The sequence below is a fragment of the Vibrio ouci genome, from assembly GCF_004551525.1.
Taxonomy (GTDB): domain Bacteria; phylum Pseudomonadota; class Gammaproteobacteria; order Enterobacterales; family Vibrionaceae; genus Vibrio; species Vibrio ouci.
Genome location: NZ_SATR01000035.1, coordinates 1 through 17,144, shown reverse-complemented (window position 1 = coordinate 17,144; position 17,144 = coordinate 1). Strand labels below are relative to the sequence as shown.

The 17,144-nt window shown below is 44.0% G+C and carries 14 protein-coding genes and 2 pseudogenes; 11 read left to right on the top strand and 5 right to left on the bottom strand.

Features of this window, described 5'->3' with window-relative positions:
* Window positions 1–24: 24 nt before the first annotated feature.
* Both ELS82_RS18615 and ELS82_RS18610 read left to right on the top strand, forming a co-directional pair.
* Window positions 25–981: a GntR family transcriptional regulator gene (locus tag ELS82_RS18615; protein ID WP_134836812.1), complete on the top strand. Its 957-nt coding sequence runs from the start codon at window positions 25–27 to the stop codon at window positions 979–981.
* 249 nt (window positions 982–1,230) lie between these two features.
* Window positions 1,231–3,390: pseudogene (locus tag ELS82_RS18610) on the top strand (TonB-dependent receptor).
* A 75-nt stretch (window positions 3,391–3,465) separates the two neighbouring features.
* Here the strand turns inward: ELS82_RS18610 and ELS82_RS18605 are convergent.
* On the bottom strand, window positions 3,466–4,443 hold the full coding sequence (locus tag ELS82_RS18605) for an arginine deiminase-related protein (RefSeq protein ID WP_134836811.1): 978 nt from the start codon (window positions 4,441–4,443) through the stop codon (window positions 3,466–3,468).
* Window positions 4,444–4,754: 311 nt separating this feature from the next.
* Between ELS82_RS18605 and ELS82_RS18600 the strand changes: the two genes are divergently transcribed.
* Window positions 4,755–6,599, top strand: a complete 1,845-nt coding sequence (locus ELS82_RS18600; protein WP_134836810.1) for an ABC transporter ATP-binding protein — start codon at window positions 4,755–4,757, stop codon at window positions 6,597–6,599.
* Window positions 6,600–6,714: 115 nt separating this feature from the next.
* Here the strand turns inward: ELS82_RS18600 and ELS82_RS18595 are convergent, their stop codons facing one another.
* The 4 genes from ELS82_RS18595 to ELS82_RS18580 all read right to left on the bottom strand — a co-directional run bounded on the left by ELS82_RS18595 (window position 6,715) and on the right by ELS82_RS18580 (window position 12,173).
* Window positions 6,715–7,743, bottom strand: a complete 1,029-nt coding sequence (locus tag ELS82_RS18595; protein ID WP_134836809.1) for a phage integrase — start codon at window positions 7,741–7,743, stop codon at window positions 6,715–6,717.
* Between the two features lie 107 nt (window positions 7,744–7,850).
* Window positions 7,851–9,974, bottom strand: a complete 2,124-nt coding sequence (locus ELS82_RS18590) for an RNA/DNA-binding domain-containing protein (protein WP_134836808.1) — start codon at window positions 9,972–9,974, stop codon at window positions 7,851–7,853.
* Window positions 9,975–9,979: 5 nt separating this feature from the next.
* Window positions 9,980–11,062 carry a hypothetical protein gene (locus tag ELS82_RS18585; RefSeq protein WP_134836807.1) on the bottom strand — a complete coding sequence of 361 codons (1,083 nt, stop codon included), beginning with the start codon at window positions 11,060–11,062 and terminating at the stop codon, window positions 9,980–9,982.
* A 418-nt stretch (window positions 11,063–11,480) separates the two neighbouring features.
* Window positions 11,481–12,173, bottom strand: coding sequence for a helix-turn-helix domain-containing protein (locus tag ELS82_RS18580; protein WP_208733213.1), 693 nt, complete (start codon window positions 12,171–12,173; stop codon window positions 11,481–11,483).
* Between the two features lie 193 nt (window positions 12,174–12,366).
* On the opposite strand from ELS82_RS18580, the gene ELS82_RS18575 reads away from it, so the two are divergent.
* From ELS82_RS18575 to ELS82_RS18545, 8 genes and pseudogenes are all read left to right on the top strand, one after another.
* Window positions 12,367–12,702, top strand: a complete 336-nt coding sequence (locus ELS82_RS18575) for a pyocin activator PrtN family protein (RefSeq protein WP_134836806.1) — start codon at window positions 12,367–12,369, stop codon at window positions 12,700–12,702.
* Complete coding sequence (locus ELS82_RS18570) at window positions 12,699–12,914, top strand: hypothetical protein (RefSeq protein WP_134836805.1); 216 nt, start codon at window positions 12,699–12,701, stop codon at window positions 12,912–12,914. Before ELS82_RS18575 ends, ELS82_RS18570 begins: the two co-directional genes overlap by 4 nt.
* Window positions 12,915–12,947: 33 nt before the next feature.
* The gene (locus tag ELS82_RS18565) at window positions 12,948–13,493 is read left to right on the top strand and encodes a phage regulatory CII family protein (protein WP_134836804.1); all 546 of its coding nucleotides are present in this window, start codon (window positions 12,948–12,950) and stop codon (window positions 13,491–13,493) included.
* Window positions 13,494–13,513: 20 nt separating this feature from the next.
* On the top strand, window positions 13,514–13,930 hold the full coding sequence (locus ELS82_RS18560) for a hypothetical protein (protein ID WP_208733211.1): 417 nt from the start codon (window positions 13,514–13,516) through the stop codon (window positions 13,928–13,930).
* Window positions 13,931–13,932: 2 nt separating this feature from the next.
* Window positions 13,933–14,145: a hypothetical protein gene (locus tag ELS82_RS18555; protein WP_134836803.1), complete on the top strand. Its 213-nt coding sequence runs from the start codon at window positions 13,933–13,935 to the stop codon at window positions 14,143–14,145.
* A 14-nt stretch (window positions 14,146–14,159) separates the two neighbouring features.
* Window positions 14,160–15,362 (top strand): annotated as a pseudogene (locus ELS82_RS18550) (replication endonuclease); the annotation flags it as partial.
* A 275-nt stretch (window positions 15,363–15,637) separates the two neighbouring features.
* Window positions 15,638–15,814 (top strand): hypothetical protein, encoded by a 177-nt coding sequence (locus ELS82_RS26385; RefSeq protein WP_167489391.1) that lies wholly within the window; start codon window positions 15,638–15,640, stop codon window positions 15,812–15,814.
* A gap of 16 nt (window positions 15,815–15,830) precedes the next feature.
* On the top strand, window positions 15,831–17,039 hold the full coding sequence (locus tag ELS82_RS18545; RefSeq protein WP_134836802.1) for a replication initiation protein: 1,209 nt from the start codon (window positions 15,831–15,833) through the stop codon (window positions 17,037–17,039).
* The last annotated feature ends 105 nt before the right edge of the window (window positions 17,040–17,144 follow it).

Genomic DNA, 17,144 nt, shown 5'->3' with positions numbered 1-17,144 from the left:
ACAACAACCAATCGCGATCAATTCATGGAAAAGATAGCAATCACTCGGCTTCAACAAGGTCTGTTAGTGAAAGTCGTATCAAGACTGAAAGAGCAAAACGCACAAGCGGGTGATAGCCTCAATGAATCTTCTCTGGCGCAACACTTTGAAGTTTCAAGAACACCGATGCGTGCAGTGCTCAAACATATGTCTGCGCTCGGGATCACCAAGGCGATTCCTTATAAAGGTTTTGTTTTGCAGACTCATGCACAAGAGATTGATATCGACGTTCCTGAGGGTGATGAGCAATGTCGACAAGAGCAGCTCTACCTGCATATTTTGATCGATCTCTTTTTTGGTCAGATTGACACCACATTCTCTGAGAACGAACTGCAACAGCGCTACAATGCCAGCCGCGGAGAAATTCATAATGTGCTTCGACTATTAGAAACGGACGGTATATTTCGCCGTGGCCCTGGCTATAAATGGCACGTTGACGGCGTCTTAAATACGCTTGAACGACACGCAGAAAGCTATCGTTGCCGACTGATTTTCGAGCCAGCAGGCTTACTTGAACCCACGTGGAAGCTCGATACCGAGCAGTTTGTCCTATGCCAAAATCAGCATACTCTGGCCATTGATACGCCAGATGCAGTCTCAGCGAGCAAGCTATTTACGCTGAGTGCCAATTTTCATGAGTTACTTGCATCTTGTTCCGGCAATCGATTTTTGCTCAGCACCATGCAGCAACATAACCGACTGCGTAAAGCGACAGACCTTATTTCAATGCATATTCAATCATCAGTGGTGAAGTCTTGCCAACGCAGACTAGAGATTATCGAATTGCTGCTCAGAGGTGAAAATCAAACTGCGGCGGACAAGCTGACTCAGCTGCTCGAAAATGATATTCGAGTCATGACTCGAACATACAACGACGTCATGAATGTCTCTCAAGACCAACGTGACAAAATCATACAAAGTCTTACCCACTCGCCACAATAGTCATTCCAATAGCAGCTCTAGACAGCTGCTATTTTTTTCCCTTTTCTTCCTTACATCACCACCATTCGTCCAAACCATACGGCTATCGATATAAGTATCAAAAATAAATCACCCTTTCATATTGTTTTTTCGCGTCAAAAAAAACAATAATAGCCTCACTCATTTATAATTGATAATCATTATCATAAGCATTAACAAGGCTACCACATCGACACCGACTGTGCGGCCTAAGAAAACATAGAGAAAGAAATGAACGTAATAAAAGGAATTTTTCCGCTATCTTCTGTCGCGTTAGCCATTGCAGCAGCAAGCACACCGGCGATCACCCACGCTCAAGAATACACAACAACTCAAGAGAAAATGGTGGTGGTATCAAGCCGCACACCTAAAGCGCTCAGTGATATTCCTGGCACTGTTTGGTACATAGATTCGGAACAGATCGAGCAAGAATATCGAGGTGGTAAAACACTTGGTGAAATTCTTGCCGCAACCATTCCCTCTTTAGATATGAGTAGCGGCGGTCGAACCAATTACGGTCAAAACTTACGTGGCCGAAAAATGCTGGTGATGATTGACGGTGTTTCACTACAGTCTTCGCGCCAAATCAGCCGCCACTTAGACTCTATCGACCCATTTAACATCGAGCGCATCGAAGTACTTTCTGGAGCAACATCGGTCTACGGAGCAGGCGCATCAGGCGGTGTTATCAACATCATTACCAAGAAAGCACAGGGTGACGAACTCGAGTTTGAATCTTATGTCGGCGGGTCTTCAGGTTTCAATTCGAGTGAAGATTTCGACTATAAGCTGGGTCAGGCTATTTCTGGTGGTAATGAAAAAGTACAGGCAAGAGCATCAGTAATTTATACCGAAACACAAGGCTTCTTCGATGCCAATGGCGATATTGTGGTTCCAGATATCTCACAAGGCTCCCTGCAGTTTAACCAGACCGTCGACTTCTTAACGACTGTTGGTGTAAATGTCTCTGACACCAAGAAGATCAATTTCTTAGCTCAATACTACGACAGCCAGCAAGACTCACCGTATGGCTTATACATAAAAGACTATACCTTCATCGATGTTAGAAAAGGCTTCGAATCGGATCGTGAGCATGGCACTGAGCGTATTATGCTGAGCGCATCGTATGTGGATGAAGCGTTCTTGGGCCACCAGCTTATCGCGGAAGCTGCCTACCGCAAGGAAGATCAAACTTACACTCCTTACTACCAATCTTCAGGCCAGCAGATCACCGACGTACTATCTCTTAAAGCGGCGCTAGCGAAAAGCTATAACCGCTTCAATTTCGTCTATGGTATCGACGCTTATCAAGACACTTTAGAAAGTAATCAAGCCCTATACGATCCGACTATCGCCAATAACTCAGGCGATTTGATCAACAAGACTTATGCTCAAGTTGGCCGCTACCCAGGCGTTGAAGTCGGCTCAGTCGCCGGGTTCATTCAAGCAGACTATGCCATTACCGATAATTGGACCGTCGAAGGGGGCTAACGCTACCAGTACATGGTCAATAAGATCGATGATTTTGTCGGCTACACCCAACAAAAGAACATTGCTAAAGGTAAAGGCAGCAGCGCAGATGCCGTTCCAGGAGGAGAAACCGATTACAGTGTAGGATTGTTCAACCTTGGCACCATTTTCCACATCAACAATAACTCTCAGGTGTGGGCTAACTTTTCCCAAGGTTTTGATCTCGCTGATCCAGCGAAGTATTACGGACAGGGCTCCTACACGCTTGTTGGTGACCATTGGCAGCTAAACGACAGCATTAATGTTTCCGACTCGAAGCTCTCTGGGATCAAAACCAACAGCTTTGAGATGGGTTATCGCTTAGATACTGGTGAGCTCAACTTACAAACGGCGGCTTACTACTCTCAATCTGATAAGAGTGTGAAGTACAACAAAAACACACTATTGATTGAAGACGTTGAGGACAAGAAACGAGTTTACGGCCTAGAAGCACTTGCTGCTTACTGGGTGCATGACAACGTACAGCTCGGTGCATCTGGTCACTACGTAATTTCTGAACTCGATGGTGATAACGGCTGGGAAGATCTGTCAGCTGGCGAAGCAAGTACTTCAAAGGCAAGTGCTTGGGCAGGTTGGTACGATGACAACTTGGCGCTAAAACTACAAAGCCAAACCATGTTTGATTATGAAGATGATGCAGACAATAAGCTTGATGGCTACACAGTATTTGACCTAGTGGGTAGCTATCAGCTTCCTGTAGGTAGCCTAGGCTTTGGTATCCAAAACCTATTCAACGAAGACTACACCACAATTTGGGGCCAGCGTGCACAAATTCTTTACTCAAGCCACTATGCGCCTGAAGCGTATGACTACAAAGGTCGTGGCCGCACCTATACGCTAAACTACCAAGTTAAGTTCTAATCTCTACCCATATAAAAACACCCCTGTGACTTTCTATATTCAGTCACAGAGGCGTTTTATTCTATCTAAAATCGATTAAAGCTGTTTCTGACGGCTTGGCAAAAATACCTCACCCAACATACAACGTACGCTGCCTCCACCAATGTTTTCAATCGTCTTCACATTGAATGGCAGTAATTTACCGTGACTTGAAAGCTGTGCACGTTGCGCTGGAGAGAACGCATCATAGGCAGACTGCGACATCGCAATAACTTTCTCGCCATTGATAGTTTCAAGTTGAAGGATGTTGCCACAGAAGTGATTCATCTGCTCAAGTGAAATTGAAATCACCTGCTTATCTTTCGCCAGAGATTTAATCACAAAGCGACGCTCAAACTCAGGGATCACTTCATCACAAATCACGCAGAAGCTTTCCCCAATCGCCATCATCACATTGGTGTGATAAATCGGCTTACCTGAAGGAAGCGCCGTTTGGAACGAGACAACTCGGTCATAACCAATTCGTTTTGAGTAATCTTCCAATACTTCGCGATCACAGCGCTGTGACAAGGCGGCATAAACGGTTTTATTAACGTGATCTTTAACCATCACACCAGTACTTTCTAAATGCGCGTCTTCTTGCAAATAGTCAGTCAAAGAGTCTTGAAGGGTAATCGTACGACCGGCTTGTTGCAGCACTTCAGCCAATGTATCGACTTTCACTTCGTGCTGGCGGTTCTTACATGCCATAGGAAAGGTAAATAGCTCGCCTTTCACTGTCGTACTGAACCAGTTATTTGGGAAGACAGCGTCTGGTGTTTCAACTTCCCCTAGAGGGTAATCAAACTCAACTACTTGAACGCCTGCTTGGCGCAAAGAAGCCACCATTGCTTTGAACTCTTCCATCGCAGCAAGACGAACTTGGCTCGTTGACTCAGTCACTTGATGCTGAAATTCATTGTCTTGCGCAGTTTCTGCGTTAAACGCAAACTCTTTAGGTGGCACCATCACCACACAGTTAGCGTTTTGTACTGTTGATTGTTTTTTTTGTAGTAGGGCTTGCTGTTTCAACATTTGGACAAACTCAATTAATCTCACTCAATACGGCTAATTGTAGACATAATGTTAAAACAAGATTTACTGAAATAACCTACCAAATACGCAGAGCAGCAGTTAAATAGAGGGTGCAGAAATAAAATTGCAGTAATTTTTATTGCCACTATGACTTTTAAACAAAAGCCTCTGAATATTATGCATCGACAGGAGTAATAAACTGGTTACATTTCACACATTAACGTTATACCATTGGTTTTCCTTCCTATTTATGGACGTACACCAATGCCGCACGGCATAAATCCTGTCTTTTGTGTGTTTAGGAAATAACTATGTTTAAAAAATTTGAAGGCTTTACCAAGCCTTTTCCCGAGCAAGAGCCAACCCAGCCGCCATCGGGGGTGTTTGCTTTTTGTCGCCACTACACGCGGGGCTTTGAAGTTCCGCTGATCATCATGTCTATCATGTCGACGATTGTCGCGATAGTAGAGGTGTCTCTGTTCGGTGCGATGGGTAACCTAGTTGATTGGCTATCGACCAGCAACCCAGAAACCTTTTGGCAACAAAATCAAAGCGAGCTCCTATTTTACGGTACTCTTTTACTCGTTGTGATGCCGATATTGGTGATTGGTTACTCTCTATTAATTCACCAAACCTTGCTTGGTAACTACCCAATGTCTATTCGTTGGTTAGCACACCGCTACCTGCTAAAGCAAAGCCTCAACTTTTACCAAGATGACTTTGCAGGACGAGTGGCCACTAAAGTGATGCAAACCTCACTGGCAGTGCGTGAAACCGTAATGAAGAGCATGGATGTATTTGTTTACGTCTCAGTCTACTTTACTTCCATTGTTGTCCTGTTAGCTCAAGCAGACTGGCGCCTAATGATTCCAATGGTGGTTTGGCTATGCTGCTATATCGCCATCCAGATTTACTTTGTACCTAAATTAAAGAGCGTCGCATCAGAGCAAGCGGATGCTCGCTCAACCATGACAGGTCGCATCGTCGATAGTTACACTAACATCGCCACCGTGAAACTGTTCTCGCACAGTAAACGCGAAACCGAGTACGCGGAAAAAGGTATGAACGGTTTCTTAGACACCGTCTATCGCCAAATGCGTCTGGTTACTGGGTTTGATATCGCGGTTGAAATCACCAACTACGTTCTAGTGTTCTCAATTGGTGCCCTGTCTATTTTCTTATGGATGGATGGCTCTATCAGTATTGGCGCTATCGCCATTGCTATCGCGTTAGCCCTGCGTATCAACGGTATGTCGATGTGGATCATGTGGGAAGTCGGCGCTCTGTTTGAAAACATGGGCACGGTAGTTGATGGGATGAAAACCCTATCTAAACCCATCGACATTCAAGACAAGCCGAACGCTAAGCCTATCGTGGTAGAGCAAGGTGGCATTGAGTTTGATAACGTCAGCTTCCACTATGGTGATAAAGAAAAGGGTGTGATCAGCAACCTTAATCTCAACATCAAACCAGGCGAAAAAGTAGGATTAGTTGGGCGTTCAGGCGCAGGTAAATCAACGCTGGTGAACTTGTTGCTACGCTTCCATGACGTTGAGAGCGGTAAAATCAAGATCGATGGCCAAGTTATCTCAGATGTTACGCAAGACTCTCTGCGCAGTAAGATTGGTATGGTAACGCAAGATACATCATTACTGCATCGCTCGATCCGCGACAACATCTTATATGGCAACCCAGATGCCTCTGAAGAAGATTTGCTGCGTGCGACTAAGCAAGCCCACGCTCATGAGTTTATCGAAACGCTGAATGATCCATTTGGCAACGTCGGCTACGACGCTCAAGTCGGTGAACGCGGCGTTAAACTGTCAGGTGGTCAGCGCCAACGTATCGCGATTTCGCGTGTACTGCTTAAAGACGCACCATTACTGATCCTTGATGAAGCCACTTCCGCGCTTGATTCAGAAGTCGAAGCGGCAATTCAAGAAAGCTTAAATGAGCTAATGCAAGGCAAAACCGTCATCGCCATTGCTCACCGACTGTCGACGATTGCTGCTATGGATCGTTTGATCGTATTGGATAAAGGTGAAGTGGTTGAACAAGGCACTCACCAAGAGCTAGTACAAAGCGGCGGTATATACGCTCAGCTTTGGGCGCACCAAACTGGAGGATTTATCGCAGAAGAGACTGAAGTAGCGTAACTGTTTGATTTAATTACAAACTAACTTAACTAAAGAGTGGCGATTTACTGATAATAACCGACAAAAACCGAGGTTAACTGACAGTTGTCGCCACTTTGTCGCCACTTTTTTAGGGCTAGTTTTCGAGGGGATTCAGCTGAACAGCCTGCATAAGATGGTCTGGTGAGAAGTGCGCATAAGCCATGGTTTGTTCAATTTTACTATGACCGAGGATTCGCTGAAGTACCAGTATATCCCCTCCATTCATCATAAAATAGCTTGCAAAAGTGTGCCTTAAAACGTGGGTAGCTTGTCCACTAGGGACATGATCAGGTAGAGCACGTTTCACGCACTCCCACGCCGCATAATAACGAACGTCAAACAAAGTATGCTCACTAACTCCTACATTCAATACTTCATGATACAAAGAAGTAGAAATTGGTACCGAACGGTTCTTCTTACCTTTCGTATCAGTGAACAGCAATTTATTGCAGCTAACCTGAGAGCGCTTTAACCCTAACGCCTCCCCAATGCGTGCACCAGTCGCTAAGCAGATCTTACATGCAACATAAATTTGTTTCGCTGAAGGGCTGTTGTCGTTACGTACACGCTCTAAAAATGGGGCTATCTGTTCTTTAGCCAAAAAGGCTAACTCCCGCTCACTATCTTTCACAAGTTCAATATTTGCTACAGGGTTAGGCTGCTCCCAATAACCATACTTGGTAAGCTTATTAAACATAGCTCGGAAGGTCTTGAGCTCTATATTGTGAGTGGTGGCGGATATCACAAGATCTGGCCTTGTAGGGTGGTGGCTTACCCTATTTGCTCTGTACTTCAAATAGTCATTAGCAGTAAACAAATTTGCAATAGGATTACCCAACATTTGTACAGTTTTCGCCAGTACAACATAGGTTTTTTCGCCTGTTTTAACGGTATGTCCATGAACTTGCCACCACGTATCGAGTAAATCTTGTAAACGGCGGTGATCCGTTTTCTTACCGAGCCACGGTTTATCATCCACCTCTCTCATAGTGAACAACTCAAATGACTTGGCCTCTCCTTTGGTAGCAAACTTCTTACGGACACGCTTGCCGCTCCGCCCTTGAGGGTAACATTCACATAGCCACGGCTTTTTCGAGCCGTCTTTTAAGTTTCGAATAGACATAAAAAAACCGCAAGGCAACTGTATAAATGAACAGTATTACTTTACGGCTATTTTATCAATGTTCTAGCAAGTATGAGATGTACAACATGTCTTAGAGGCTACTTTCACTAATCTTTAGGCTTAATAGAAACATACCCCTGCTTCTCATGTGTTGGCTGTTGCGGAAAAGCATATTCTAACAACTTTTCTCTTCTCATCTTAGTTAGATATTGCTGCCTTAAGTTATCAGTTTTCCTGTTCACAATAGCGGCAATTGAATTGAGCGACACATAATGATCAGTACATACAGATGTGATGATCCTGATCATATCTGCTCTTGGAAGCTTCCCTTTTTCTCTAGAAGGGCCAGCCATACACTCTAAACGCTTTCTAAAATCATCAGTCAGCTTAGATACATCATCGATAAATGGATACTCTAATCCATCAATGAGTAAACGACCAAACATGTCTCGTTTATTGCATTTGGTTTCTTCTAGTTCCGGAGATTTTGAACAAACACCTAAATCATCAGAGCTCGAGGGTAAATCATCGGAGCTCGAACTCAAATCATCGGAGCTTACACTCAAATCATAGGAGCTCACACTCAAATCATAGGAGCTCGCAGCTAAATCATCGGAGCTAATAAGAAAACCATCAGAGCTAGTATTCAAATAACCGGAGCTAGTCGCTCTTAGAGGGTTAAGATCGTCGTCATTCACTGCACCTTGTTTAAAAACTTCATCTACTGTCGATACTTTTACACCAGGTAATGTGTAGAACTTTTCTTTATGGGCACCGGTTGACTCAAGCATACCTGAACGCTCTAGCCTAGGGAGAGCAACTGTAACAGCTCTAGTATGTTCATCAGTTAGTTGCATTATTCGCTCGTGGTTCACCCACCGTTCAGCTGCAGCTGTTATTAAAATCATGCGATCAAGCTCTGGTAACTGAGTAAACTTGTCACCAAAACGAGCTTGTAACTGATTAATAATCTCTGTCGGAACAAGGTTTACCATACGAAGCTCCAAAAGTGTCTGTTCAGGCTCCGTTTTTTCATATAGCTTAGGCTTTTGCCAATGTTGATTGTTCCAATTTGAAAATATTTTATTCACACCAGAACCTAGGCGCTCACTCAGTCCAACCATTCTAAATAAGTCATGAATGGCATTATTACGACAATCACTTTCACCACCCAAAATTGCGACTTCAGGTGGTATACGCATTAACCCGGGGTTTCGAAAACCAAACATATCAGGGCGTTTTACGATAGTAATAGGTTTAGTGCATGAAAAATCGGCATGAGCTAGCGTATTTACCAAAGCTTCTCGAATAGCTTCATGAACTGGACTAATTTCTGATCTTTGATCAGTCTCTAAACGAAATGGGACTTTTAAGTCTGTAGTAAGCTTTTTAAACACTTTAAGATAAAAATCATAAAGGTTTCCTGACCATGTCCCATCCAAAGTAATACGGTCAGTATAGCGCGCATGCCTTTCTGCGGCTTCTCGCTCGATATAGTCCAAATGGTAATGACTTAAATGGTCTTTAATTGATATATCCATTCCAAACATTAATAACCCAGCTAGAGTTAGGCCTTCTTCCTTAGTTGTTCGGTTTCGTTTCCATCCCCCCAAACGAATAAGGAAATTTTTATCATCTAGGTCATTAAATGGATGTTCCGGCTGACGAGTTTGGAAATTCCTACGGTACTTTTTCAAAGTAGACATATCCAAGTCATCCATACCGAAATCAACTAAAACCAATGAATCTCTCGGTTCAGTACCTCTTTCTGCCCACATGCGCTGCAAAGCACTATCTGTTGCACGATTGTCGCCTTCATGGTGTCGAATGTAAGTTCCCAGTTTGGGATTATTGTTAATATATACTGGCTTTTGAAGACGGTTGGCTTTAGGGATCGTGATTTTCACAACGTCTTTATCATCAATATTTAAGATTTCAACGTACTTGTCACCATCACCCTCGAGCAAATTTACACTTACAGACTGAGGGTTGCCCAACTTAGCAAAAAGACTTTTCTTTATCTTATCCGTATCCTTAACACCTGAAACTTCAAATGAACCATCTTCTAATTCCGTTAGACCAAGAAACACAGTGCCACCATATGTATTTGCGAAAGCGCTATAAGTCTCCCAAAAGTCTTTAGGTAAATCTGATTTAGCTCGCTTACACTCTATTTCACTGCTTTCTCTCAGTTCAGCTATTAGTTCTTGCCAATCATCGATGACGCCCATTTCGTTTACACCTCTTGATTCAAATTGTTCAGACCTAATAGCTTTTGACGACTATGCTCTAACAACTTATCTTGCAGACCTTTATCCAATCGGTAGACTTTATCGTTCACTTCAATAATTGGCTGATCATTAAATAATTCATCAGTAGCCTTGGTAATTTTCCTCAGGCACTTAGCTATATTATCTTGAATGTCATCAACCTTTACCCCGTTTTCCTCTAGCTTTTCACTTAAGCTAAACATCGCATCTAAGTTGGCAGTATTTTCAATTGAACAGAGTTCTACGACCTTTCCTTCATCAAGGTACTTTTCAATATAGATTGGCGCTACAACGTTGAAAATCGAGCTAACTATGGTAAGCCCTAGCCCACCACCAACAAGTCGGGTCAATAGACTACCATTTTCGATATGGTCAATAGTTAGGGGGAAATCTACATTTGAATATCCCAATAGCAAGCTAACTTCACTATAAACAACGTTCAACGCGGTTAGTTTTTTTGCAAAAGCAGCTACTGAAGGCACGTTGGATAGGTAGATTTCTAGTTGCTCGCTGCCATCAGGAAGTTCAATAGAATGTTCTTTATAAGATCCTAAAACGACATCAATTACCAAAACCATGTTATCTGTAGCACGAATTAAATCATTTGCGATAAACGCTAACGAATATGCTGTTTGAGGTGAATAACCCTTAACATAGCTGTTATACATTTCGCTATAGCGTTCTAGAAGTGTTAGGTACAAATCTGCCATCTCGAATAATGTAGAGTTCTCTCCAACAATTTGTTGAAACCGTTCTAGCTGGGATTTGAGTGATTGATGACTTGTTATTAACTCAAATATATGAGTTTCTTTACCGTCTTTTTGCTTCGCGCTCGATATTGCTTGTTCGACTTTTCGCCTTTCAGCATCGGGACCGTTATTATTTGCTGCATGGCTATGGTCTGTAACCTTAAATGCTGAGTAACCAATACTAGAAACGACTCCATGAATCGAAGCAAAAGTATGAATGTGTTTTATGAATGGATCCGACTCCATTAACAGTATTTTTTTAACTTGTTCCAACGAACGATAATAATCTTTCTTGTTCATTCTGCTCTCTTTGAGAAATCTAAAATAGGCCTAGGCTTGGTCATTTAATACACTTATTCCGATATAAAAATCAGGGTAAGCACGAATGAGTTACTTAAAGCACTTAAAAAATCACAGCCATCCATATTTTATTTGGACTGATATTTTTCTGGCATATAGCAACACATGTCGTTGAAGGGCTTCCAAAACTATTAGCAACATTTTTACACTTGCTAGTGCTCGCTATCACGACTTAATCCACGTTTGGATAACACATAAAAAACCTACACTTTCACGAAGGGTAACAAATCAAAAAACGTTCTCAGGCGCCGTATATGAAAACGATACCGACACTTACACATCAACTACACCCATCTTTAATTGCATTATTATCAATAATAAAAATAAAAAAAGGCACCCCGTAGGGTGCCTTTAGCTTCTATATCACCGCCTTCATAACGGTGGTGACTACTTTTCCTATCACCGCGAACTCACTGAGTTTCTCCTCGTTCACAATGAATGAATCATATTCTTCTTTGTTGTCTGATATGACTTCATAGCCTTCTGCCATGATGTCGTACTTCAGACGTTTGATGTAGACATGTTTACCGATACGTACGACATACACGCCATGCTTAACTGGGTGTTCTAACTCTCGAATATCGACAAGAACCTCATCGCCATCACTTAAGGTATCTTCCATTGAGTCACCGTGACAGATAATGATTCTGGCGGTTTCCTCTGTTAAACCAAACCGCTTTAGCCATTCACATGGGAGGAACTCAGTGCGAAGTTGAAACTCAGCATCGTTCAATGTGCCAAAACCGCAGGATGCATAGACGTTATAGACGGGAACAGCACACATATTTTCAATTTGAGATATGTTTCTAACCGACTTTACGTTTGAGATTTCCGTCACATTGTCAGAAATAACGTCATCACCATACTTTACGCGTAGTTCAGCAATCACTTCTTCATCAAAATTTGAGATGTGATACTCAAGCCCAGCGCCTCTCCCGCTAGCTCTGCGGGATATCCAATCAGCTTTTTTAGCTTTTTGACTGAAACCTTGAGGGGTCGTTGGAAGTCCAGCCATTCCCTGCAAATCCGAAGTTTTAAACCATTCGCGCACAAAAAATCCTTAAACAGATATTGACCAATCTTATTATTCCGATCTATTATTCCAATTAAATCCAAGACAACTCCAGACAATTCGAGGAAATCCACATAGACAGCAAATCTTAATGTAGTTTTAGACCGATTAACACCGACTCACCAATGTATCACATGCTCGTCTAGGCGTGTAGTGATGTAGGGCACTGATTATGAATACGAAATATGCACTCCATGCTCGTTTTGGCACACCGATTGTGGCGTTGGGCGATATTTGCGAAGAGTTCTTCCATATCAACGCTGAAACCGCAAACGGCAAAGCAAACAGCCAGTCTTTACCTATTCCCGTTTTCCGAATGGAAGAGCACAAACGCAGCCCGTTTATGGTCCACCTTAATGACCTAGCCACACATATTGATGCATGCCGCGAACAGGTCTTAACCGAATGGCAAGAGAAGGCAGTTTTAGCCGCCCTTAGCAATCCACAAGCAGAACCATTCAGAAGCCCATTTATAGATGTAAACAACGTTAAAGGGGAACAGCAATGAGCCAATTACTTTCTCCCCCTCCGCCATGCCCTTATGTGACGGTTGATTATTACTGCAATCTGTCGGGCTTAGCTGAAGGCACCGTAAAGCAGTTTATTGATGAAGGTCGCATCATCATCAAACCCAAGACCAAACCCAGAGAAAAGACGCTGATCAATATGGTGGCGATGACGGAAATGGCCGCCCGAGAAGCGATGGAACAGCTCGGCTAACTCAACCCTTACGCGTTGTAGAGAGTATCTGATATGGAAGCAAACCAAACAATGTGCGTCTTTTTAGCGGATGTACAACATGAGTACAACGAGGCATGCAGCTTGTTTCGCCAACGTCACCGCAATGAGCTAACAGAGATAGCCAACGCCTGTGGCCTGCGAGCAAACATGCTGCGCAATAAGCTCAATACGGAGCAGCCGCACGTTCTTTCCTTACCAGAAATGATGGCAATTTCTAAAGCTACGAACGACTACGTGATTTTAGAAGTTGTACTTCGCAAGCTTGATCTTGTTACCGCTCATATCCCTGCGGATAGCGAGACCGAAAGCTTCATAAAACGTGCTCTCAACAATTCTATTTATTCAGGTGAGCTTTCACAGTTAGCGCTCGATAACGCGGGTAATAAGACGCTCCCTCGCTCAACTAAAAATTCAACCATCGAGACAGCTCAAGCAAGCATTTCTAACTTGATGCTTCTCGTCAACGACCTAGAAAGCCGTACCGGTAGTGCTCAACCATTCTTTGCAATGGGTGTGGACTTTATCGCAAGCGGTTCGCCTTTACCGGGTCTGTCTTAACTATCTACAGGGGTGTAGCTATGGGTAACAATTCCACTTATTTAGTCCAAATGCTGACGGAGTCATTCAGCCAAATCGCTGACCGATTTCACGCTAGCAGTGAAGAACAGCAGCAAGAGATTCTCATTCATCTTGATGCGATTGCCAAGAAGCAAACACTGGTCGAAACACACCGACCTCAAGCCGAGGTTTTAGCCGACATCAAAGAGGCTATGAATGGTGACCGTGCACGTGTGTTCTTCGCTCATTCTTTCGTGAGTTGGTATCGCTCTTACCAAAACAAAGAAGCACTACCACAACTTCACCACTGGTCACAGCTTGATATAAGTAACCGCCGTTTGTATTTGGAGATGCTTGGCCTACGTGATTTAGGTCATTGGGATGATGAAGAACTATTTCAGTTCGAACAGTACTGCTTAGAAGTGATCGGAGGTTAGACATGAAGACACCATCAATCAATATCCAAATTACCACTGTTGATGAGGCTCTTCATTGGCAGAATGTGGCCACTCTTAACATCAATAAATTCCGCTCTAACCCTGTAGAAGGACAAGAGAACTTCCAAAGCAACCTAATACGCATGTGGAATGATGTTCATGCTCAAGCTGGCTTAGCGATTATTTCCCTGCAAGAACCAGTAGAGGTGGCGTGATGGAATATTTTGCACTTCGTTTAATGGATGATGATTTTTGGCGTAGAGCGATTGGCCGAATTTCTGTAGCTGTTTTTGAGAATGCTCGCCGTGCTGCTGGAATGGTTTCCCCACATAGCTCACCTTACGCTTCTATCTCTGCCTGTGAATGGCTCACGATTCGTCAAGACAGGCAGCGTGAATGGATTGAGCTTATGGCTATCGAGTCAGAGAGCGGCGATACCGTTGATCTCCAAACTGTAATTGATTCTTCACAGAGTAACCCTGCCAACCGCCGTCATGAGTTGATGACTCGTATTGCTGGATGCCAAGAGTATTCAGAAAGTAATAATCACATTGCTGTATTCATCACTATGACCGCCCCTAGCCGCTTTCACCGTTTAAAGAAACACGGTAAATACTGGATTGAAAACCCTAACTTTGATGGCGGTACGCCTAAAGATGCTCACATATGGTTAAGTAAAGGTTGGGAGCTGTTCCGTGCTTGGGCTGATTACCGAGCTTTAACCTACTACGGAATGCGTGTGGTAGAGCCTCACCAAGATGGAACCCCTCACTGGCATGGGGTTTTCTTCATGCCATTAGAACAAGCAAAAGCTTTTGTTGGTGGTTTACAAGACTACCAATACCGTGAAAAAGCTGATCTGTACTTTGACGATGGCACAGCGAAGACTAAAGCAATGAAAGCTCGCTTTGATGCGAAGTTTATTGATCGGGATTCTGGCGGTGCTGTTGCTTATCTAGCGAAATACATTTCTAAAAACGTTGATGGTCACGCCCTTGAAGGTTTGACCGATACAGACAACAAGCGAGCAAAACTGCAAGACACAGTGAAGAACGTAACCGCATGGTCACGGACATTCTGCTTTCGTCAATTCCAATTTCAACGCACTCCACCTGTCACTATTTGGCGTGAGCTTCGCCGTATTGATGAAGAGCAAGAGTTCTGCCTATTCGAGAAAGCGAGACGTGCTGCTGATAACGGTTTCTTTTCTGTTTATATGGATTACATGGGCGGTCACCGCCTAAGTGCTTCTATGCGTCCAATCAAGCTAATCAAGAAAGAACGCGAAAACAAATATGGCGAAGTTATCACGGCTACCGATGGATTGGAGGGTTCTGGTCTTGTGGTATTTACCCGTGAGACAGAGTGGAAGTTAGTTAAGAAAGACTCCGACTTGTTGGAGTCTTCTGAAGGGAGCGGGAGCGACCTCCCTTGCGAGGCCGAGAGCCTACATAAACGCGCTCTTTCCAATTCCATACTCGCTGGCGAGATCTCGAAGCTCGCCTTAGACAACGCGGATAATCGCCCCCTCCCTCTCGCGACAAAAAACGCAATTTTGGCAACGACGCAGATTGGCATTAGCAACCTGATGCGCCTAATCAACGATCTAGAAAACCGCACGGACAGTGCTCCCTTATTCGCTATGGGTGGCTCTTTGCAAACAGAGCGCCGATCCCCGGGGTTACTTAGCTTCTACAGGAGATAGTCATGGATAACTTCGAAGAACAATTCATCAGCCGTTCCTTCAAAGCTATCATTGCTCGCGGTATGGCCAGTTGCGAAGAGCAACAACTCGACATTATGGTGCCGCTTGATTCTATTGCCAACAAGCGGCTACCGATCAAGGTGTTTCGACCTCTAGCCGAAGTAACCCTGACTCAATGACATTTGGCAGGTTGCTATGCTCCCTCCAGAAACAACCAGCAATTCGTATCAACGGTTGCTCGAAGAAGCTCCCTATTTGCCCAGGTGTAGCGACAACAAAACGGCCATGCTTGTTCGGCCACGGCATTATGCGGTCAAGTGGCCCTATATGCAGGTCAATCGTAAAGATATGCGCTCGTGGTTAGTGTTTGATATTGACCATGAAGATCAATCGCTTCCTAATCCATACATCTGGCAAGATGAAGGGCTACCGGCTCCCAACCTCATCGTCCGAGACAGGCACAGTAATAAGGCTCACCTTTACTATGCGATTGTGCCAGTTTGTACAAGTGACAACGCAAGAAGTAAACCTATCCAGTATCTTAAGGCCGTGTATCAAGCCATGGCTTTACGCATGAAGGCCGATCTTGATTATGCAGGACCTGTGGCGAAAACCCCCTTTCACCCCTGGTGGCAAACGACAGAGCTTCATTCTCAAGTGTACGAACTTGGAGAGTTAGCGGACTCAGTAGAGCTAGAGTCCTATCCACCTTGGCGCGAACTTGCCTACCCAGATGACGTATCCCACTCTCGAAACTGCACCTTATTTGAGCATACACGTCACTATGCCTACTCAATTGTGACGACAGAGCGCCTAGAAGGAACCTATGAGCGCTTTAAACGCCGAGTCTCTCATTACGCGTTATACAAGAACCACTCGTTTGATGGCAAGCCTCCTTTGAGGCATAGCGAAGTCATGTCAGTGGTGAAAAGTGTCTCTCGATGGACCTGGGACAAGTACTTCGCTTGCTCGACGGTTCAGCGAGGCGTGATGAATCTGCCGAGTGATCTGAATATTCAACAGCGACAAAGTTTAGCAGCCACGAGAACGCATCAGATAAGGCGCGAAAAAACCAAACAGCGCGTGTTCAACGCCTGTCGAGTGTTATTACAGAAAGGCGAAAAGCTCAATATCACGTTAATCGCCCAGGCTACCCGCCTTTGCCGAAAAACGGTACGTCGTTACTTTCATGACATTCATTCGTTAATTGAGCCTGGTGACGGTATTGGGATCCTCCCTATTACCTCATTGTTGSGGTTGAGAATAAGTGGTCCTTATGCTGTGCATCAGATAACTGCCGTTAAGAACGCTCTAAAAGTAGACACTGATATCCAGTGYGACYTGAGCAATTCCAGTCGTGCYCCTAAGAAATGGGAAGCATATCTGAATGTGGTAGACGGATAGTGCTATGAGCAAACTCAGCTGCAACGTCTGACTGGGGAGAGTTTCCAGGATTACTATCAAAAGCACAAGATAGAGTAGGAACGCAAAAGCGAAGAACTGTCTGCT